This window comes from Butyricicoccus porcorum, from assembly GCF_002157465.1.
Taxonomy (GTDB): Bacteria; Bacillota; Clostridia; order Oscillospirales; family Butyricicoccaceae; genus Butyricicoccus_A; species Butyricicoccus_A porcorum.
In genome coordinates, this window is record NZ_NHOC01000005.1 from 481,738 (window position 1) to 501,128 (window position 19,391).

The following is a 19,391-nucleotide window of genomic DNA, read 5'->3' on the forward strand; positions in this document are numbered from 1 at the left end:
ACCGGAGGGTCAGCTCAAAACAGGGCTGACCCTCCGGTGTTTTTCCGGTAGTTCGGACGCCTTTATCCGGAGAGAGCCGTCCGGACTGCGTGAACCGACGGTTTGTTTACTCTGTCTCCTTCGGCAGCGACAGGTAAAATTCCACGCCGTCCTCTGTATTTCGCACGCCGCAGCCGCCGGCATGTGCCGTCAGGATGGCGCGGACAATCGACAGGCCGATGCCGGAACCGCCGCCGCTGACGCGCGTGCGCGATTTGTCCAGCTTGTAAAACTTGTCCCAGATTTTGTCCATTTCCTCCTGCGCGAGCTGGCAGCCCTGGTTGCGCACGCTCATGACAATGTGGCGCGTGTCCTCCGAGGTGGAGATGTGAATCTGTCCGCCCTCCGGCGTGTGATCGATGGCATTGGTCATGTAGTTGAGCAGGGCGCGCTCCATCATGTCGTAATCGGCGTGCAGCACCTGGGCACCGACACCGGACAGGTCGACATGCAGATGCTTTTCCTGCCACATGACTTGTGTCTTGCCGGCAACCGCCTCTGCCAGCTCATAGGCGTCAAAATCCGTCTTGTTCGGCACGGTGTTGCCCAGCTCAAGGCGCGACAGATCGAGCAGCTGGCGCACCAGATGGTTCATACGCTTTGCTTCGTCGATGATAATGTCACAGTAGTAATTTTTGTCTTCTTCCGATTCGTTGATGCCGACACGCAGACCTTCGGCATAGCCCTGAATCAGCGCAATCGGCGTTTTCAGGTCGTGCGAGACATTGATGATGAATTCTTTTCGCATGTCGTCGATGCGCTGTTTTTCCTCGATTTCCTTATGCAGCTGTTCGTTCATCTGCTGCATGTCGCGGATCGCGGATTCCAGATACTCCGACATCTGGTTGATGCTTTGTCCCAGCTCACCCAGTTCGTCGGGGTCTGTTCCGGTGTATTTTTTGGAGAAATCCAGCCGGGCAACGGAGTTAGCTACCTCCGTCATCTGGATTACCGGGCGGGTGAAGTGCCCGCCGATGAAAAAGCCCGCAATCAGGCAGGCGAGCAGCGCGAGCAGGCCGGAAATCATCAGGAAGATAAAGTTGACCGACTGATTTTCCCGCAGCGCCGCAGTCGGCACGCGCAGCAGAATGGTATCGCCGGTGCGCAGAATGCCGATGAGCGCAACATAGGCGGTACTGCCGTCTGCATCATTCAGCGTGGAAAACGTATAGCCTTTGCGCTCCAGCTCCCGGCTGTCGTACACATACAGCATTTCCCCGAATGGGTTTTGCATCATAGAGTCCAGGAATGCTGTCGAGCGGTCATGCGCAAAGATGGTATCATAAATATACGTTCCGTAATTATTTAAGATGCTGATTCGGATGTTGTTATTATTCTCCATCTGTTTTAAGTTATCTTGCAGTATAGAAATATCTCCATTATACTGTTCGTTGATGGAGTTGTAGGCGTGTACCAGGCTGTTCTTTTTTTGCAGCAGATAAAAGCTGTGGAAGAACAGCACGTTGAGCACAAGCATGACGCCGATAAACACCGCGGCCGCGAATGCGACAGCGGAAAAAAAGCGAAAGCGCAGCGACTGCCGTCCGCGGCGCTTGGGGCGCGCGTTCATGTCTTGTCACCTTCAAACCGGTAGCCAAAGCCGCGTACCGTTTCAATCATGGTGCCGCAGGGGCCGAGCTTGGCGCGCAGCTTTTTGACATGCGTGTCTACGGTGCGCAGGTCGCCGAAGTAGTCATAGCCCCATACGGCGTTGAGGATGTTCTCACGCGAGGCGGCAATGTTCTGGTTGTTTTTAAAATAAATCAGAAGCTCATATTCCTTCGGCGTCAGGTCGACGGTTTTGCCGTCCACACAGACCTCCCGGCGCACCTCGTTGATGGACAGCGCACCCGACTGGAATATGCCCTCATCGCGCTGATGGCGGCGCTTTTCAATCGCGCGCACGCGCGCGGAAAGCACGATCGGAGAAAATGGCTTGGTAATATAGTCATCTGCCCCCAGATCAAAGCCAAAGACTTCGTCATTTTCCTCCGTGCGTGCGGTCAGCATCATGACGGGTACTTCTTTGTTTTTGGAGCGGATATGGCGCAGGACGCTCCAGCCGTCATAGACCGGCATCATGACATCGAGGATAATCAGGTCGATGGTGTTCAGGCGCTGGTCGATCAGCTCCATTGCCTGTCCGCCGTCGGCTGCCTGTAGGACGGTATAGCCATCCCGGCGCAGGAAATCGGACACCAGTCGGCGGATGCGTTCCTCATCGTCTGCGATCAATATGGTGAACATAGCAGTAGCTCCTCTCTGATTCCGTTTGATTGTTTTTATTTTACGATAATTATGTGAACAAGATGTGACCAAATAGCAACGGAATGGTTTCTTTGTCAGTCGAGCGGGAATGCCTGCGGGGACAGCACGGAAATTTCCGGGAATGTCGCAGCTGTGCGTTGGAATTCACGGATGAAGCCGGTGAGCACAGGCCCGGTGTGGCGCTGGTCTGTCAGGATGGCGTAGCAGGTGCGCGGTTCCGGCGCATCGCGCAGCGGGACGGTGCGGCAGCCGCCTTTGCCGGACAGCGTCTGCGCGACGGTAGCGGGCACAATGGCCCAGGCATCCGGCAGCCGGAGCAGCTGCTCGAGCAGTGACATGTTGTCCAGTGCGACGCGGAGCTGCGGGCTGCTGCCGAACCAATAGTCATGCCACATCAGGAAGGGATTGCTCCAAGGGATATAGATTTCATCGGCGCTGTCCAGTGCGGATGGATCGATCGAATCGTGATAGTTTGCATCTGTTCCACAGATAAATGCCATATTTTCCCGAAACAGTGGAATTGTCTGCACTTTTTTAAAGAAATGTGGGTTGGTAATGAAACCGAGGTCGATTTCGCGGTTTTCCACTGCGCTGTAGGAGACATTGGAGCGCATGGTGACAAGGCTCAGCCGACAGGATGGATTTTTTTTCAGAAAGCCGGAGACCACCTGCGGCATGAAAAACAGGTTCAAGCTGTCCACATTGGACATGCGGAACGGTGCTGCGGGCTGCTCCTCACTGAGTTTCTGTGTTTCCTGCCACAGCTGTTCCCATTTTTTCGCAATCGGAACAAATCGCTGTCCCGCGTCGGTCAGTTCAATGGCACGAATGCCCCGGTGCCGTACAACCAGCTCCGCGCCGACCTCGTGTTCCAGTGCGGACAGGCGGTGGCTGAGCGCAGGCTGGGATACGTACAGCGCTTCCGCCGCTTTGGACAGCGACGGGCTGGAAACAATCATGAGAAAGGTCTGAATGTCGAGATGGTTCATGCGCTGTCCTCCATAATAGAAATATTATTTATATTATATAGATGAAATATCAAATTTACAATATAATTCAAACGGAGTATAATGGCAGGCAGAATACAAAATGGATGGAATGGAATATGAAACAATGCAATGACAGAGAACGGTGGATCCATCAGAATATGGCGGTGATTGGCGGCTTTATGGGCGGCTATGCGATTTTGAATCATCACGAGCTGTTTGGCTCGGCGCAGACCGCGAACATGATTTCGATTGCCATGGATGCCGCCGGGCGGCTGGATGCGGATTTTGCGGTGCGTGTCCTCGGCCTGCTGGTTTATATGGCGGGACTGGCGAGCACAGTCATCCTGCCAAAGCTCAATTTGAACCTGAAGCTGTTCAGCGTCTGTCTGGACGCGGCGGCACTGGTACTCGTCGGGTTGTTGCCCGATGATCTGAATGACTTTATCGCACTGTACCCGCTGTTTTTTGCCTCGTCGGTGCAGTGGTGCTCGTTTAAGGGCGCGGATGGCTTTGTCAGCGCGAGCATTTTTTCGACCAACAATCTGCGTCAGTTTACGACTTCGTTTACAGAGTATATTTGCAGCCGCGACAGGGAAGCGCTGCGCAAGGGAAAATTTTACGGCAAGGTGCTCCTTTTCTTCCATTCCGGCGTGGCGGCGGCATTCCTGTCCTGTCAGGCGTTCGGATTAAAAGGCGCATGGGTCGGCATTGTCCCGGTCTGCACGGCATTTGCTCAGGTGTGCATCGACTGCTATGGCGGCGCCTGTGAGACAGAGGAGCTGGCAGCGCAATAAAAACGAACAAAAGAAAAACCGGCAAAAGCCGGTTTTTTTGTGTCGTTTTTGCGGATTTATCGCACTTCGTCGAGCGATTTTGAGACATCATGGCGGATCGGCTTCCATTCCACCTTCTTGAATACCGATGCGACAGCGATCGGGAAATAGGTGAGCTGGAAGAACGGGAAGGTAAATGTGTACAGGATGCGCTTGTGCAGCGGGCAGTTGATCTTTTTGCGCTCCGTAATCATTGTCAGCGCACCCATGAGGAACAGGGAGCCGTAATACCCGCTGAGCCAGAACGTAAGCGAGCTGAACATGGTTTCCATCAGGTGCGGCATGTATGTATTGCCGAGCAGTGCAAACAGCAGCAATGCCAGATCACTGATGAGCACGCAGACCGTCAGCAGCATGCACGGCATGACCGTCATAAACAGGTCATAGCAGGCAAACGGATTTTTGCGGCGGTTTTTGATAATGCCGCCGCCCAGACGGGTGCCATAGTTGCCCGCAACCTGATAAAAGCCCTTGCTCCAGCGCATGCGCTGGTTCCACGACTGGTCGAAGCGGGTCGGCTGTTCGTCATACAGCATGGCGCCGGCACAGTAGCCGATGGTCTCGCCGCGGATGACGGTATCAACCGTGAACTCAATGTCCTCGGTCAGCAGGTGGTAATTCCAGCCGCCGCGCTCGCGGATGACCTCACTGGAAACCAGAAAGCCGGTGCCGGAAACCGCACAGCTCGTGCCGAGCATCATGCGGGCATTGTTGAGGAATTTTGCCTCACGCAGGAACCACAGCGAATAGCCAGCGGAAATCCAGTTGGTGCCGAAGTTTTTGGAATTGCGGTAGCTGGTGATAATGCGGTAGCCCTTTGAGAACGTCTTGTTCATCTCGGCGAAATAGTTTTCATCGAGCAGGTTGTCCGCGTCAATGATGACATAGGCGTCATAATAGCTGTCGCCAAAATCCTCCGCGATATGCTGGAAGGCATAATTCAGGGCAAAGCCCTTGCCGACCTTTTCCTGATTGAAGCGTTCATAAACAATGGCGCCATGGTCGCGGGCGACCTGCGCGGTATCGTCGGTGCAGTTGTCCGCGATAATAATCGCGTCGAGCATTTCCGACGGGTAATTCTGTTGTTTGATGGTGTCGACAAGCTGGCCGATGACGGCAGATTCATTGCGCGCCGAAATAATTGCCGCAAACCGGTGCAGCGTCACCGGAGGCTCGGCATGCTTTTTGGCTTTGCGCTTCTGCCGCCACTCCCCGACGAAGACGACGACAATATAAAACATCTGATAGACATATAAAGCCGATATGACCGTAATGACAACTGCATTGATATTGACAAGCAAATTCACGGCATGAGCCTCCTTATATAAATCTCTTCCATCGCTGTCTTTTTCAAAAGATATCACTTTTTGCGGCTTATTTCAAGGAATTTTTCAACAGTTCACAGGATGTTCTTAATTTTCTACAGTGTATACAAATTGTGACGGAAGCCCTGTCGGATTTCTGCACACTTTTCTCGCGCACATTTGACCGCGTACAAAAGACAAGCCGCCTGCACAAACTGTGCAGGCGGCGGATGGTTTGCAGTTAAAAAGGCGGAATCAGGCAGCGGAGCCATTCGCGGAGATTGAAGCAGAACCCGAACCGGATACCAGTGCGTCCGATGCAAACGGCAGATAGGTATTGACGTTATATGCCGTGATCTTGTCGTACTCGTCGGTGGTTTCGACCTCCAGCGACTCAATGATTTCATCCAGCTTGTCGCTGACAATGGTCTCGCCGATGGCAGTCTTGATGGTGCTGTCGTCGCCGTCGCCGGTGTTGTTCAGATAGGCAGAGGTGTCAGTCAGTGCATCTTCCTTCAGTTCCATCTTCTTGATGATGAACCAGCCGTAGCCTTCGTGATAGACCAGCTCGTCGTTGATGGAATCGACGTCCATGTCCTTGATGGCGTTGTAGTATTCATCGACCATGTCGCCTTCGGTGAAGTAATAGCCGTCATCGCTCTGTGCGGTATCGGCGTTGTTTTCTTCCCACAGCGTGTCGAAATCATCCGGATTTGCCTTTGCCTTGTCCAGAATATCCTGAGCCTTCTTCTTGGCAGCTTCCAGTGCGTCGCCGGTCAGGGCATTGCCGTCATCGTCGGTATCTGCAATCAGGATGGACTTGGCGTGCAGATAGGTGTTGTTGAACTTTTCGGTAATCACACCGTCATCATAATACTTGTCGATGATATCCTGCTCGAGCTGCATGGTCTCACAGTTTTTGTCGTACAGCGCTTCGGTGTAGCCATAGCTGTTGAGGTAGGTGACAAACGGATCTTCATCGCCCTTGACCGAATATTTCAGCCAGCGGGTAAAGCTGCCGGTCTTGGAGCCGAGGGACTCACGGTTGGTGTTCTTGTTTTCCTCCAGCTTTTCCTTGGATTCCTTGCTGAGGGTGACACCTTCCTGCTCGGCGAGCTTGTCAATTGCGCGGTACTGGATGACCTGGTTTTTGCAGCCTTCCTTGATGCTGTCGAAAATGGTCTCTTCGGCCAGCTGGCTGACATCCATGCCGAAATAGTTTTCATAGTACATCATATTATAGACAATGTACGCCGCCAACTCACTGGACTGTACATCCTCACCGTCGACGGTCATGACAACCGGGGTCGAGTCCTTGGACGAGCCGCAGCCCGCCAGCATGCCGACGCACAGGACACTGGCCATCAGCATGGATAAAAATCGCTTCAGCTTCATATACATTCGTTCTCCTGTTCTGGTAATACATATAATACATAAGTCCGTCCATGCCGCAGATTCTCTTTGATGCATCCCCGCTGCGGCATCTGGTCTCACCTGTTCATTATATCACCAACGGACAGGCAGTACAACGGATAAAACCGTAAATTTTGTGTGTACATCGTGTGAATTTCACCGGGGTTTTGGACGTTTTTACCAGCTGCGATCTGTCATTTTACAGAAAGACCGCTGTTTTTCCGGTATTCGCGCGGGGAACAGCCGACTTTTTTGAGGAACAGGTTGCTCAGGCTGCTGCCGCTCTCGTATCCGACGGCATAGGCGATGTCGGCGACCGGCATGGTTGTTTGCAGAAGCAGCATTTTGGCTTTTTCCAGGCGGGTATTGATGATGTATTCCGTCGGAGAAAAGCCAGTCTGCCGTTTGAATTCATGCGAATAGTGGAATGCGCTCAGATGTGCCATGTCCGCCAGTTCCTGCAACGAGATGGCCTCGCCGACATGCGCGCGGATATAGAGGACAGTCTGGGTGATCGGGTTGTCGCGCTGTACGAGGCTGCGCGGCGGCATGGCGAGCTGCATGAGCATCTGATAAATGCGGAGCGAATCCAGCGCTTCGGTTTCAATGCCGCGGCGGCGGTACGCCTGTACCAGCTCGAACAACTGCTCTCCGATGGAAATATTCTCCTCACGCCGCAGCAGCGGGCCTTGTTCCGCAATGGCATGCGCCAGCGCATGGGCACCTGTGCCGTCGAAATGCAGGTAGAGAAATTCCACACCGGTTTTCTCCGCAGTATAACGATGCGGCTGGTCGCAGTCGAGCAGGACAATGTCACCCTTTTCCGCACGGTATTCCTGCCCGCCGTACTGCACGCGCAGTGCGCCGCTGCGGAGAAACAGCAGCAGTGGGTTGTCATAGTGGTCACGGACGACCTGATAGGCTCCGTCACAGAAATAATGCCCGCACAGGACGGGGTAAAAATACAGCGCCTGTGCGTGTGCTGTCGGTGTCAGCGGAACGCACAGGGAATTGGGCAGGATGCCCGGGCCGAGTTCATACACAGGTTTTTCTCCTTTTCGCAAAATCGATTAAGTTCTTCGCAGATTCAATTATTTACGTCCTGACACTGGTAGTATATAATACAGACAACGAAACGGAAAGGCGGGAAATAAACAAAAATATTCGCAATTTTTTGTCGATTTTAGCCAATTTCAATGCGAAAAAGTTCAAAAATAAAATCGCAGAAAAATATCTTCCGTGTCGCAAATCCAAGCATGTTGTTGTAAAAGAAAACAAAATTATTCAGTCAAAAACCAAAGAGAAGTTACTGAGAGAAAGGAAGTACTAGTATGCAGATCGGTGAAAAGAAAATTGAGCGCCCCTTCCGTTGGGGCATCGTAGGCGGCGGCAAGACCTCTCAGGTCGGCTATAAGCATCGTCTGGGCGCAATGCGCGACAACACTTCGTTCGTTCTGACTGCTGCGGCATTCGACGTTGACTTCGATCGCTGCAAGGAGTTCGGCAAGAACCTGTGCATGGATGAGGATCGTCTGTATCCGGATTATCAGACCATGTTCGCAGAAGAGGCAAAGCGCGAGGACGGCATTGAGGCTGTTGACATTGCTACCCCGAACTTCCTGCATTACGAAGCAACCAAGGCAGCTCTGGAAGCTGGCCTGCACGTCATCTGCGAGAAGCCGCTGTTTTTCGAGGTTGAGCAGGGCGAGGAGATCAAGAGACTGGCAGAAGAGAAGGGCAAGATCGTTTGTGTTACCTATGGCTTCTCCGGCTTCGAGCTGCTCCAGCAGATGCGTTCGATGGTTACCTCCGGCATGCTGGGCAAGATCAACATGATCGACCTGCGCTATGCACATGGCTTCGGCTGTGATCCGGAAGGCGACGTCAAGTCCGAAGGCCAGAAGTGGCGTGTTGACCCGTCCAAGGTAGGACGCGCATTCGTTCTGGGCGATCTGTCCACCCATACCTACTACATGTCCCAGATGATCTGCCCGGATCAGAAGCTGAAGCAGGTTCTGTGTGACCGTCAGGCATTTGTCGGCTCCCGTTATCCGCTGGAGGACAATGCATATGTCCTGATGCGTTATGAAGACGGTGCGGTTGGCCGTATGTGGTGCTCCTGCGTCAACGCCGGCGACATGAGCTCCCAGCACATCCGCATCGTTGGCTCCAAGGCTTCCCTGGAGTGGAACGATATGCATCCGGACGAACTGCACTATCAGCCGCAGGGCCAGCCGGAGCAGATTCTGTACCGTGGCATGGGTTACCTCTCTCCGGAGGCACAGGAAGACGAGCGTCTGGGTGCGCTGCACTACACCGGCCTCATCGAGTCCTGGTCCAACCTGTACGGCCGCTTCGCTGTTGCAATGGACGCAAAGAACCGCGGCGACGAAGAAACCCTCAAGAACCTGGTTTACCCGGATCTGGAGCACGGCATCGACGGCATCAAGTGGATCAATGCATGCGCAGAGTCCGCTGACAAGGGTGCTGTCTGGGTTGACGTAAAGTAAGATAAACACCTTACATTTCTCAAACTCAATATATTCCAAAAAGGGAAACCGCCGGTCTCATAAGAGATCGGCGGTTTTCTGTGTTTATGGGGAAATCGGGGGGATATTTCTATTTATCTGTTGGGTTGCAGTCCTCAGAGCTGCCGCCGGCACGGTAGCCTTCTTGAATCCACCCATCTTCCTGCATACAGCGGTCAATATAGAGCTGCTGGCAGCTCAGTTGTACTTCACAGATCAGGCGCATGGCGGCTTCGGTTTGCTGAATCATAGTGTGGTACATCTTTCTGTAATCCAACGGTTCATCGTCACGCATGGCGGCAGCCTCCTTTGTGATAAACATATTTTAGATATATTTTGCATCTATTTCCAACAATATAACACAGTCAGCTCATACAATAGACAGAAATAGACATAAAATATGTTTATTCTGGGGTGAAAATATGGCTGTGAAAAGTCTTTCTGTCAGAATTGAAGAAAAGATGCTGAATAAGCTGCACGTGGTCGCGGGTTACGAAGGGCGTTCCGCCAACAGCCAGATTCTGATTCTCATCCGCGACTGCATCGAACAGTACGAAGCCGCGCATGGGAAAATCGAACTGGAGACAAAATAAAACGCGCCGCTTGACAGGCAAGGGACGCGATGGTAAAATGAAGATAACGAAAAGGCACACTGGTAGACGGTGCGCCCGCTATGAAGACGTAACCGCCTGATAGTTTTGGGAGACTCAGGCGGTTACTTTCGTTTTTGCTGGCAGGTTCTCTTTTTGTCCAACTGACAGAAAGGGACTTTTTTTCTGCCTGCATTTCCCGAGCAGTGCGTTTCATTGCGATCGATTTTAGCACTCTCGAACTTAGAGTGCTAAAATTAACATTTTCTTAACAACTATCCCCTTGTATTTCCTTCCAGCCGGAATTATAATGCAATCGTTAGGAAATCCTGGACGGATGTATCAATACACAGACCGTCCACGCCAAGGGAGGTAGTTATTCTATGAACGCTCAGAAATTTACACAAAAGTCACTGGAATCCATTCAGAGCGCCCAGTCATTGTACAATGAATACGGCAATGCCGAGATGGGACAGGAGCACCTGCTGCTCGCACTGTTACAGCAGGATGGCGGCCTGATTTCCCAGCTGATGACCAAGATGGGCATTGATGCAGCTGCCATGCAGACGCAGACCATGCGTGCACTGGAAAAGCTGCCGCGCATCTCCGGCGGGCGCGATGCCAGCCGCCTGTATGTCACGGCGGATATGCAGAAAACGCTCAATCAGGCCGAGCAGGTCGCAGATCAGATGAAGGATGATTTTGTTTCCGTCGAGCATCTGTTCCTCGCTCTGATTGATACCGCAGGCGGCGCAGTCCGGGAACTGTTCCGTACCTTCGGTATCGAGAAAAATAAATTTTTACAGGCGCTGTCCACCGTGCGCGGCAATCAGCGTGTCACCACCGATTCCCCGGAGGATACCTATGACGCACTGAAAAAATACGGCACGGATTTGGTCGAGCGCGCGAGACAGAAAAAAATGGACCCGGTCATCGGCCGTGATGATGAGATCAGAAATGTGATTCGGATTCTGTCGCGCAAAACCAAGAACAATCCGGTTCTGATCGGTGAGCCGGGTGTCGGCAAGACTGCCATCGCCGAGGGACTTGCACAGCGCATTGTGCGCGGCGATGTCCCGGGTACGCTGAAAGACAAGACGATTTTCTCGCTGGATATGGGCTCGCTCGTCGCAGGTGCAAAATACCGCGGCGAATTTGAGGAACGCCTGAAGGCTGTCCTCAATGAGGTCAAAAAGAGCGAGGGCAATATTATTCTGTTCATCGATGAGCTGCATACCATTGTCGGCGCGGGCAAAACCGACGGCGCTATGGATGCAGGCAATCTGCTCAAGCCAATGCTGGCGCGCGGTGAGCTGCACTGCATCGGTGCAACCACGCTGAACGAGTACCGCCAGTATATTGAAAAAGATCCGGCACTGGAACGCCGTTTCCAACCGGTCATGGTCGGTGAACCGACTGTGGAGGACACCATCGCCATTCTCCGCGGCCTGAAGGAACGCTATGAAGTTTATCACGGCGTAAAAATTCAGGATTCTGCACTGATTGCAGCAGCAACCCTGTCCAATCGATATATTTCCGACCGTTTCTTGCCTGACAAAGCAATTGACCTCGTCGATGAAGCGTGCGCGATGATCCGCACGGAAATCGATTCCATGCCGACCGAACTGGATGTCATCCAGCGCAAAATCATTCAGCATGAGATCGAAGAGGCTGCCCTCAAGAAGGAAGATGACCAGCTGTCCAAAGAGCATCTGGCGGAAATCCAGAAGGAACTCGCGGAAATGCGCGAGCAGTTCAACTCTATGAAAGCGCGCTGGGACAATGAAAAGAATGCCATCGGCAAGGTACAGAAGCTGCGTGCGGATATCGAACAGATGAATGCCGATATTGAACGCGCGGAAGACAGCTATGACCTAAATAAGGCAGCTGAGCTGAAATATGGCCGCCTGCCTGAGCTGAAAAAGCAGCTGGAAGAGGAAGAAGCACGTGCCGAAGAAACCGAAGGCAAGCATACTCTGCTGCGTGATAAGGTTACAGATGAGGAAATTGCACGCATCATTGAGCGTTGGACCGGTATTCCGGTTGCCCGCCTGATGGAGGGTGAGCGCGAAAAGCTGCTGCATCTGGAGGATACGCTGCATGAGCGCGTCATCGGACAGGATGAAGCAGTCAAGCGTGTCTCCGAAGCCATCCTGCGTTCGCGTGCAGGCATTCAGGACCCGAACCGTCCCATCGGTTCGTTCCTGTTCCTCGGCCCGACCGGTGTCGGCAAAACCGAGCTGGCAAAGACACTGGCAGCGACCTTGTTTGATGACGAGAAAAATCTGATCCGCATCGATATGTCGGAATATATGGAAAAATATTCGGTATCTCGCCTGATCGGTGCGCCTCCCGGATATGTCGGATATGAAGAAGGCGGTCAGCTGACCGAAGCTGTCCGCAGACAGCCATATTCTGTTGTCCTGTTCGATGAAATCGAAAAGGCACACCCGGATGTCTTCAATGTCCTGTTGCAGGTACTCGATGACGGCCGAATTACCGACTCGCAGGGACGTACCGTCGATTTTAAAAATACCATTATTATCCTGACATCCAACCTCGGCTCGTCTGCTCTGCTTGAGGGCATTGACGAGAACGGTGAAATCCGTGAGGAGGCAAAGGCGCAGGTCAATGACCTGCTGCGCCATTCGTTCCGTCCGGAATTCCTCAACCGTCTGGATGAAATTGTATTCTATAAGCCGCTCACCAAGGAAAATATTACCGGTATCATCGACCTGCTGATCGAGGCACTCGGCAAGCGCCTGGAAGACAAGCAGCTGTCTGTCAAGCTGACCGATGCCGCAAAGCAGTATGTCATTGACAACGGCTATGATCCGGTTTACGGTGCACGCCCGCTCAAGCGCTTCTTGCAGCGCAATGTCGAGACCTTGCTCGGACGTGAGATCATTGCCGGAGACCTGTCCGCCGGAACAACACTTCAGGTCGACGTACAGGACGGCCGGCTGGTGGTCATACCGATTTCCATACAGAACGCATAATATGCTCATTTACAGCCCCTGTTTGACAGGGGCTGTTTGTGATATATAGAGAAAAAGCGAGAATAACTTGACATCTGCTTAGAGGTGATTTATCATAAAGCAATGAAGTTGCAGAAATGTGTCCGGTGCAGGATTTGCCTGTATTGGGGAACATCTGCGGCCTCATACTTATCTATATCATATATATCATAAAATGGGGATACGGATTATGCAATGGGGGAACAAACCATTTGACTTTGTGGATATCCGCATGGAGGATATCGAGCAGGAGCTTCAGGAAACCGGGGATGAACCGTTGATACAGATGATGCAGCGGCTTTCGGAGGGTGATGATGAGGCGCTGGAATTTGTCGGCACGGCTTATCTGCGCGGCAGCAATGGACTGCACGCGGATTTTGATAAAGCGGTGCTTTTCCTCCAGCTCGCCGCGGAATGTGGCAGCACGACGGCACAGCTGTATATTGCCGACTGCTATGCATATGGCATCGGCATGACGCCCGATCTGGATGCAGCGCGCAATTATTACCGTCTCGCTGCACAGAGCCAGACACCGTCCGTCCGGGATGCCGCATGCGGGCAGCTGGAGCGGCTGAAAAACGCGGAACAATGAAAAAAGCACCAGTCGTTTGAGACTGGTGCTTTTTTGCGCCCGAAATGCCCCGCATACCGTCCATTTGACGGCTTTTCAACCGTTTTCCCGGCGGAAGGGAGCACCGGTTTGTGCCAGTTCCATGGCTCGCGCATCGGGAACACCATGCGGCGGTTTCCCGATGCTGTACGGTTGATACAAATCCGTGGTTTTATTTCTTTTTCCCACAGGTCCCGCAGTTGCGGCAGGCGGAGCAGTCCCCACAGCATTTGCCGCGGTTTTTCCAGCAGTGCCGCACGGCCAGCACAAACAGAACTGCCAGGACGGCGAGAATCAGGAGATCTGCGGCGCTCATACCAGCAGCACCGCGATGTGATAGACAACAAACGAGAACACCCATGCCATAATGCACTGGAGTGCGGCGATGCCTGCGGCGGCGCGCGCACTGCGCAGTTCATTTTTCACTGCCGTGACTGCTGCGATACACGGCGTATACAGCAGAATAAAGGTCAGGAAGGAGGCTGCCGAAGCGGTGGTCAGCATGCTGGACAGGCTGCCGCCGGTCAGAACGGTGAGGGTGGAAACAACTGCTTCCTTTGCAGAGAAGCCCGCAATCAGTGCGGTAGCGGCGCGCCAGTCGCCGAAGCCGAGCGGTGTGAAGATCGGCGCGAGGAACGAGCCGAGCACAGCGAGAATGCTGTCCGACGTGTTTGCCGCGACATTCAGGCGCGGGTCAAAGGTTTGCAGGAACCAGATAATGACGGTTGCAACAAAGATAATCGTAAATGCACGTTCCAGAAAATCGCGTGCCTTGTCCCACAGCAGCATGCCGACATTGCGCGGGCTGGGCATGCGGTAATTTGGCAGCTCCATGACGAACGGCACCGGCTGACCCTGGAAGGAGGTATTCTTGAGCACGAGCGCAGTCAGAATGCCGACTGCCATGCCGCCGATGTACAGCAGGATCATCGCAACAGCGGCATAATGCGGGAAAAATGCCATGGAAATGACCGAATAGACCGGCAGCTTGGCCGAGCACGACATAAACGGTGTCAGCATGATGGTCATGCGGCGGTCGCGCTCACTCGACAGCGTGCGCGTCGCCATGATGGCGGGCACAGAGCAGCCGAAGCCGATGAGCATCGGGACAAAGGAACGGCCGGACAGACCGATTTTGCGCAGCAGCTTGTCCATGACAAACGCGACACGCGCCATATAACCGCTGTCTTCCAGAATGGAGAGGAAGAAGAACAGCACGACAATGGTCGGCAGGAATGACAGAACGGCACCGACACCGTTGCAAATGCCGTCGATGACGAGCGAATGCACAACCGGATTGATGCCATAGGCAGTCAGGCCGCGGTCAATCAGGTTTGTGGCGGCTTCGATGACAGATTCAAACGCACCGCTGAGCGTTGCGCCGACAACACCAAAGGTCAGCCAGAAAATCAGCATCATGATGCCGAGGAAAATCGGAATACCAAAGTATTTGTGCGTCAGTACGCTGTCGATGCGCACCGAGCGCAGATAGCCCTTGCTCTCGCCGCGTCGTGTGACAGCGGTTTTGCAGGCGCCTTCAATAAAGGTGTACCGCATGTCTGCGAGCGCCGCCTCGCGGTCGGTATCACATTCATGCTCCATCTCGATGACGAAATGTTCAATTGTGTCAATTTCATTCTGCGACAGGCGCAGCTTTTGCAGCATCGGCTCATCGCCTTCGATCAGCTTGGCAGCAGCAAAATGCGGCGGGATGCCGGCGGCTTCCGCGTGATCTTCGACCATGTGGCTGACCGCATGGATGGCGCGGTGCACCGGGCCGGTACAGAAATCCTGTCGGCGCGGTTTCTGCTTACTGGATGCGACATCCAGCAGGACATGCACCAGTTCGCTGATGCCTTCGCCCTTGCTCGCGGAAATCGGGACGACAGGGACGCCGAGCGCTTCCGACAGCGCAGGCAGATCGATGCTCATGCCGTTGGCGCGCACCTCATCCATCATATTGACCGCGATGACGGTCGGTGTGCCCAGCTCAAGCAGCTGGAGCGTTAAGTACAGATTGCGTTCGATGTTGGTGCCGTCGATGATGTTGATGATGCCATCCGGATGGTTTTCGAGGATAAAGTCACGCGTGACAATTTCCTCCGAAGTATAAGGGGAGAGGGAATAGATGCCCGGCAGATCGACGACCGTATCGTTTTCCGTGCCGCGGATTTTGCCCTCCTTGCGTTCAACGGTGACGCCGGGGAAATTGCCGACGTGCTGATTGGAACCGGTCAGCTGGTTGAACAGCGTGGTTTTGCCACAGTTTTGATTTCCCGCAAGTGCAAATATCATGAATTGACCTCCAGCGGTTCGACCTCAATATTTTTTGCGTCATCCAGACGGATGGTGAGCTGATAGCCGCGCAGGAACAGCTCAATGGGGTCGCCCATCGGGGCTGTTTTGCGGATGCATACCGTGGTGTGCGGTGTCAGGCCCATGTCCAGCAGATGACGGCGCAGCGCTCCCTGTCCGCCGACAGCGGTAATGCGTGCGTTTTTTCCAATCGGAAGCTGATCGAGTGTCATACAGTTTCCTCCTTCTGAAAAATGTTAGTTTCTGCTGACTTTTAGTATAAATACATTGGAGCATCCTGTCAATGCCATTGGTGGGAAAAAACGGAAATCATACAGAAAAAATACAGACGCACGGCAACCCGTCCAAAAGATTTGTTACAATCCGATAACTTTGGGGGAGGGGAACGGTGCCCCTGCCGCTTGCCGCGGGACAAAAAGGCTGGTATACTGGATATACTGGAATAAACAGAAAGGATGATTGGCATGAAAACCGGACTGGTGCTCGAAGGCGGCGGCATGCGCGGCCTGTATACCATCGGCGTGCTCGACGCCATGATGGAATATGATATCTGGACGGATTATGTAATTGGTGTCTCGGCGGGCGCCTGCAACGGAGCTTCTTATGTATCCAGACAGCAGTACCGCAATTACCGCATCGATGAACAATACTTGAAGGATAAAAGATATATAAGTATACAGAATTTTATCAAAACTCGATCGCTGTTCGGTATGGATTTTATTTTTTCTGAGATTCCGAACCAGTTGGATGTATTCGACCAGCAGGCATTTTTGGACAATCCGGTGGAATTTGTCGTCGGCGTGACCGATATGGAAACCGGAAAGCCGGTGTATTTCGGCAAGCAGGAGAGCTGTGAAGACGAGTGCATGGTGATCCGCGCCTCCTCGTCCATCCCGATGTTTTCCCCTCCGGTTGCATTCCACGGCAGAAAGTATCTGGACGGCGGCACCTCTGACCCCATTCCGTTTAAAAAGGCGCTGCTGGATGGCTGTGAAAAGCTGGTGATTGTGCGCACACGTGACCGCACCTATACCAAATCGCCGGAGGGCGGGCGCGCCGTTTACAGCCGCAGCTTCCGCAGTACGCCCGGCATGATCGACTGCATTGACCGCCGTCATGAGGTCTATAACCAGCAGGTGCGCTGCTGTGCGCGCATGGAACAGGCGGGACAGGCGATGATCCTCGCGCCGGAAAAGCCGATCACCATCAGCCGCTTTGAAAATGATATCAGAAAGCTGGATGTGCTGTACCGCGAAGGCTGGCAGGCGGTTGAGACACAGCTGGATGAACTGCGGTCATTTATCGGCAAATGAATGCCCGAAATGATTGCTGTATATCATTGACAGATATACCGGAGACAACGATGATAGAGGCAATCATCCATACAGACACAGCGAACCCCCAAAAGTTGCAGCTTCTGGGGGTTCTTTTCGTCTATCATACGATTTTGCGTTTTCTCATCCATTGCACAGCAGGCAGCCGGAGAGCGGTGCGAGCTTCACATGCCCGCTGACATTGCCCTCATTGACAATGCCGCTGCCGGAATACTGCTGGTCGTCCGTGTTGATGAGCTCATGCCACTGTCCGGTCACAGCCGGGAGATTGACCTGCGCGGGATTCAGGCCGAAATTCATGACACAGGCGATGGTCTGCTGTCCGTCGGCAGAGCGGCGGGCAAAGGCAAATACCGTCTGCTGGCTGCCCGGTGTGTCCAGCCAGCGGAACGCGCGCGGGTCATATTCCGTGTCATACAGTGCGCGCTGCTCCAGCCCGATTTTGTGCAGGCGGCGGCAATAGCGGTTGAATGCATCGTGCACCGGATAGGTCATGAGGTTCCAGCCGAGTTCCTTGTTTTCATCCCATTCGCGGAATTCTGCCAGCTCGTTGCCCATGAAGTTGAGCACCTTGCCCGGATGTGCACACATATATAAATATAACAGGCGGGTCTGGCTGAATTTCTGCTCATAGTTGCCCCACATCTTGTCCACAATGGTGTGCTTGCCGTGGACAACCTCATCGTGCGACAGCGGCAGGATAAAAATATCGTTGTAAAAATACGCCATGGAGAACATCAGCAGGTGACGGGAATAATTGCGGTCATTCGGATGCAGTGACAGGTATTCCAGCGTGTCGTTCATCCAGCCGAGATCCCATTTGTAGTCGAAGCCGAGTCCGCCGTACTGTGGCGCGGCAGTGACCTTGATGTAATTGGAGGAATCCTCGGCAATCAGCATGACGTCGGGATAGGTCTGCTGTAAATAGTAGTTGGTATTTTTGAGGAACCAGATACCGGGGTCATTTTCCGCCGCATTGGGATCTCCGTGCTGGAAAATCAGCTGCGAGACCGCGTCATAGCGCAGGCCATCCACATGATAATAATTGATCCAGAAATCAAACGACGATTTCATAAACGAGATGACATGCGGCTTGGTGTAGTCGAACAGCACCGTGCCCCATTCGGTACAGCGTTCCGCTTCATTGGCGGATTCATAGACAAAGCCGCCGTCAAACTGGTGCAGACCGAAGAAATCGGTGACGAAGTGCAGCGGCACGACATCGAGAATGACACCGATGTGTGCCTGGTGGCAGCGGTCAATCAGCTCCATCAGCCCATAGGGATCCCCATAGCGGCTGGTTGCGGAGAAATAACCGGTTGCCTGATAGCCCCAGGAGCCGTCAAACGGGTGCTCAGTCAGCGGCATCAGTTCAATATGGGAAAAGCCCTGTTCCTTAATATAGGGGATCAGCCGGTCTGCCAGCTCGCGGTAGGTGAGCATGCGGCCGTTTTCGCGCTCCTCCGGTGTGGACGCGGTTTCCTTGTTCTCGAAATCGCGCTGCCAGGAGCCGGCATGCAGCTCATAGATGCTCATCGGGCTGTTGTATCTTTTATAATCCCTGCCGCGTTCCGCCATCCATGCGCCGTCGTTCCAATGATAATGGTCGATGTCATACACGACCGATGCAGTAGACGGGCGCAGCTCGGAATAAAACGCAAACGGGTCGGCGCGGTCAATGACGCGCCCTTCCTGTGTGGTGGTGCGGTATTTATACAATGCGCCCTGTGGGATGTCCTTACAGAAAATGGTCCATACACCGTCATCCCGGCGGTCCATCTGCCAGCCTTCCCAGCCGGTGAAGTCACCGATGAGCTGCATGTTTGCGGCATAGGGCGCATAAACCCGGAATTCTGTGCCGTCCTGTCCGAATTTATGCGCTGAATGTGCGCCAAAGACATGGTATGCCTTGGCACTCTGTCCGGTGAGATACTGGCGAATCTGCGTGTCCAGATTCATAAAAAGCGCCTCCTCTGTCGATGCGGAAAATCTTTGCTTCTCATTATAACATTGTTGCAATTTGCAGGCAAGTATTAAAAGACAGATGGCACTATATTGAACCTATTCGCCTGAAAATGTCTAAAAATATATGCAACAGATTGGAGTGACAAACCCATATCAATACGGTATAATAAGGCTGAACAGAACTA

17 protein-coding genes are annotated in these 19,391 nt (G+C 53.2%); 6 read left to right on the forward strand and 11 right to left on the reverse strand.

All coding sequences use genetic code 11. From position 1 onward, the window contains the following. Positions 1–106: 106 nt before the first annotated feature. From CBW42_RS08095 to CBW42_RS08105, 3 genes are all read right to left on the reverse strand, one after another. Complete coding sequence (locus tag CBW42_RS08095) at positions 107–1,609, reverse strand: sensor histidine kinase (RefSeq protein ID WP_087019692.1); 1,503 nt, start codon at positions 1,607–1,609, stop codon at positions 107–109. Next, entirely contained in the window at positions 1,606–2,286 is a 681-nt protein-coding gene (locus CBW42_RS08100) for a response regulator transcription factor (protein ID WP_087019695.1), read from the reverse strand. Before CBW42_RS08100 ends, CBW42_RS08095 begins: the two co-directional genes overlap by 4 nt. A 95-nt stretch (positions 2,287–2,381) precedes the next feature. After that, positions 2,382–3,296, reverse strand: coding sequence for a LysR family transcriptional regulator (locus CBW42_RS08105; protein ID WP_087019698.1), 915 nt, complete (start codon positions 3,294–3,296; stop codon positions 2,382–2,384). Between the two features lie 116 nt (positions 3,297–3,412). Between CBW42_RS08105 and CBW42_RS08110 the strand changes: the two genes are divergently transcribed. Then, on the forward strand, positions 3,413–4,090 hold the full coding sequence (locus CBW42_RS08110; protein ID WP_087019702.1) for a YoaK family protein: 678 nt from the start codon (positions 3,413–3,415) through the stop codon (positions 4,088–4,090). Between the two features lie 56 nt (positions 4,091–4,146). Here CBW42_RS08110 and CBW42_RS08115 read toward each other — a convergent pair whose 3' ends face one another. The 3 genes from CBW42_RS08115 to CBW42_RS08125 form a co-directional block, all read right to left on the reverse strand. Further along, on the reverse strand, positions 4,147–5,436 hold the full coding sequence (locus CBW42_RS08115) for a glycosyltransferase family 2 protein (protein WP_242969825.1): 1,290 nt from the start codon (positions 5,434–5,436) through the stop codon (positions 4,147–4,149). Between the two features lie 252 nt (positions 5,437–5,688). Next, positions 5,689–6,828 (reverse strand): peptidylprolyl isomerase, encoded by a 1,140-nt coding sequence (locus CBW42_RS08120; RefSeq protein ID WP_165761104.1) that lies wholly within the window; start codon positions 6,826–6,828, stop codon positions 5,689–5,691. A 212-nt stretch (positions 6,829–7,040) separates the two neighbouring features. Further along, entirely contained in the window at positions 7,041–7,889 is an 849-nt protein-coding gene (locus tag CBW42_RS08125; RefSeq protein ID WP_133058280.1) for an AraC family transcriptional regulator, read from the reverse strand. A 288-nt stretch (positions 7,890–8,177) separates the two neighbouring features. Here CBW42_RS08125 and CBW42_RS08130 point away from each other — a divergent pair, with 288 nt between their 5' ends. Beyond that, positions 8,178–9,356 (forward strand): Gfo/Idh/MocA family protein, encoded by a 1,179-nt coding sequence (locus tag CBW42_RS08130; protein WP_087019711.1) that lies wholly within the window; start codon positions 8,178–8,180, stop codon positions 9,354–9,356. Between the two features lie 109 nt (positions 9,357–9,465). Here the strand turns inward: CBW42_RS08130 and CBW42_RS08135 are convergent, their stop codons facing one another. Next, the gene (locus CBW42_RS08135; protein WP_087019714.1) at positions 9,466–9,669 is read right to left on the reverse strand and encodes a hypothetical protein; all 204 of its coding nucleotides are present in this window, start codon (positions 9,667–9,669) and stop codon (positions 9,466–9,468) included. A 127-nt stretch (positions 9,670–9,796) separates the two neighbouring features. Between CBW42_RS08135 and CBW42_RS14355 the strand changes: the two genes are divergently transcribed. The 3 genes from CBW42_RS14355 (at position 9,797) to CBW42_RS08145 (ending at position 13,573) form a co-directional block, all read left to right on the forward strand. After that, entirely contained in the window at positions 9,797–9,967 is a 171-nt protein-coding gene (locus CBW42_RS14355) for an Arc family DNA-binding protein (RefSeq protein ID WP_108721052.1), read from the forward strand. Between the two features lie 380 nt (positions 9,968–10,347). Then, positions 10,348–12,963, forward strand: a complete 2,616-nt coding sequence (gene clpB, locus CBW42_RS08140) for an ATP-dependent chaperone ClpB (RefSeq protein WP_087019717.1) — start codon at positions 10,348–10,350, stop codon at positions 12,961–12,963. A gap of 208 nt (positions 12,964–13,171) precedes the next feature. Then, positions 13,172–13,573, forward strand: coding sequence for a tetratricopeptide repeat protein (locus tag CBW42_RS08145; RefSeq protein ID WP_087019720.1), 402 nt, complete (start codon positions 13,172–13,174; stop codon positions 13,571–13,573). 190 nt (positions 13,574–13,763) lie between these two features. Here CBW42_RS08145 and CBW42_RS14650 read toward each other — a convergent pair whose 3' ends face one another. Genes CBW42_RS14650 through CBW42_RS08155 form a run of 3 tightly spaced genes read right to left on the reverse strand, consistent with a single transcriptional unit; the run spans position 13,764 to position 16,119 of the window. Then, positions 13,764–13,907: a hypothetical protein gene (locus CBW42_RS14650; RefSeq protein WP_165761105.1), complete on the reverse strand. Its 144-nt coding sequence runs from the start codon at positions 13,905–13,907 to the stop codon at positions 13,764–13,766. Further along, positions 13,904–15,886 carry a ferrous iron transport protein B gene (gene feoB, locus CBW42_RS08150; RefSeq protein WP_087019723.1) on the reverse strand — a complete coding sequence of 661 codons (1,983 nt, stop codon included), beginning with the start codon at positions 15,884–15,886 and terminating at the stop codon, positions 13,904–13,906. The genes CBW42_RS14650 and feoB overlap by 4 nt, the downstream gene beginning before the upstream one ends. Beyond that, positions 15,883–16,119: a FeoA family protein gene (locus CBW42_RS08155; protein WP_087019726.1), complete on the reverse strand. Its 237-nt coding sequence runs from the start codon at positions 16,117–16,119 to the stop codon at positions 15,883–15,885. Before CBW42_RS08155 ends, feoB begins: the two co-directional genes overlap by 4 nt. 252 nt (positions 16,120–16,371) lie before the next feature. On the opposite strand from CBW42_RS08155, the gene CBW42_RS08160 reads away from it, so the two are divergent. After that, positions 16,372–17,220 carry a patatin-like phospholipase family protein gene (locus tag CBW42_RS08160; protein WP_087019730.1) on the forward strand — a complete coding sequence of 283 codons (849 nt, stop codon included), beginning with the start codon at positions 16,372–16,374 and terminating at the stop codon, positions 17,218–17,220. Between the two features lie 144 nt (positions 17,221–17,364). On the opposite strand, the gene glgB is transcribed toward CBW42_RS08160, so the two are convergent. Then, positions 17,365–19,200, reverse strand: a complete 1,836-nt coding sequence (gene glgB / locus CBW42_RS08165; protein WP_087019732.1) for a 1,4-alpha-glucan branching protein GlgB — start codon at positions 19,198–19,200, stop codon at positions 17,365–17,367. Positions 19,201–19,391 lie beyond the last annotated feature (191 nt).

Excerpts from the sequence above, each read along its gene's own strand:
- CBW42_RS08095 (WP_087019692.1), bottom strand. The coding sequence starts at position 1,609 with ATGAACGCGCGCCCCAAGCGCCGCGGACGGCAGTCGCTGCGCTTTCGC.
- CBW42_RS08100 (WP_087019695.1), bottom strand. The coding sequence starts at position 2,286 with ATGTTCACCATATTGATCGCAGACGATGAGGAACGCATCCGCCGACTG.
- CBW42_RS08105 (WP_087019698.1), bottom strand. The coding sequence starts at position 3,296 with ATGAACCATCTCGACATTCAGACCTTTCTCATGATTGTTTCCAGCCCG.
- CBW42_RS08110 (WP_087019702.1), top strand. The coding sequence starts at position 3,413 with ATGAAACAATGCAATGACAGAGAACGGTGGATCCATCAGAATATGGCG.
- CBW42_RS08120 (WP_165761104.1), bottom strand. The coding sequence starts at position 6,828 with ATGAAGCTGAAGCGATTTTTATCCATGCTGATGGCCAGTGTCCTGTGC.
- CBW42_RS08130 (WP_087019711.1), top strand. The coding sequence starts at position 8,178 with ATGCAGATCGGTGAAAAGAAAATTGAGCGCCCCTTCCGTTGGGGCATC.
- CBW42_RS08135 (WP_087019714.1), bottom strand. The coding sequence starts at position 9,669 with ATGCGTGACGATGAACCGTTGGATTACAGAAAGATGTACCACACTATG.
- CBW42_RS14355 (WP_108721052.1), top strand. The coding sequence starts at position 9,797 with ATGGCTGTGAAAAGTCTTTCTGTCAGAATTGAAGAAAAGATGCTGAAT.
- clpB (WP_087019717.1), top strand. The coding sequence starts at position 10,348 with ATGAACGCTCAGAAATTTACACAAAAGTCACTGGAATCCATTCAGAGC.
- CBW42_RS08145 (WP_087019720.1), top strand. The coding sequence starts at position 13,172 with ATGCAATGGGGGAACAAACCATTTGACTTTGTGGATATCCGCATGGAG.
- CBW42_RS14650 (WP_165761105.1), bottom strand. The coding sequence starts at position 13,907 with ATGAGCGCCGCAGATCTCCTGATTCTCGCCGTCCTGGCAGTTCTGTTT.
- feoB (WP_087019723.1), bottom strand. The coding sequence starts at position 15,886 with ATGATATTTGCACTTGCGGGAAATCAAAACTGTGGCAAAACCACGCTG.
- CBW42_RS08155 (WP_087019726.1), bottom strand. The coding sequence starts at position 16,119 with ATGACACTCGATCAGCTTCCGATTGGAAAAAACGCACGCATTACCGCT.
- CBW42_RS08160 (WP_087019730.1), top strand. The coding sequence starts at position 16,372 with ATGAAAACCGGACTGGTGCTCGAAGGCGGCGGCATGCGCGGCCTGTAT.
- glgB (WP_087019732.1), bottom strand. The coding sequence starts at position 19,200 with ATGAATCTGGACACGCAGATTCGCCAGTATCTCACCGGACAGAGTGCC.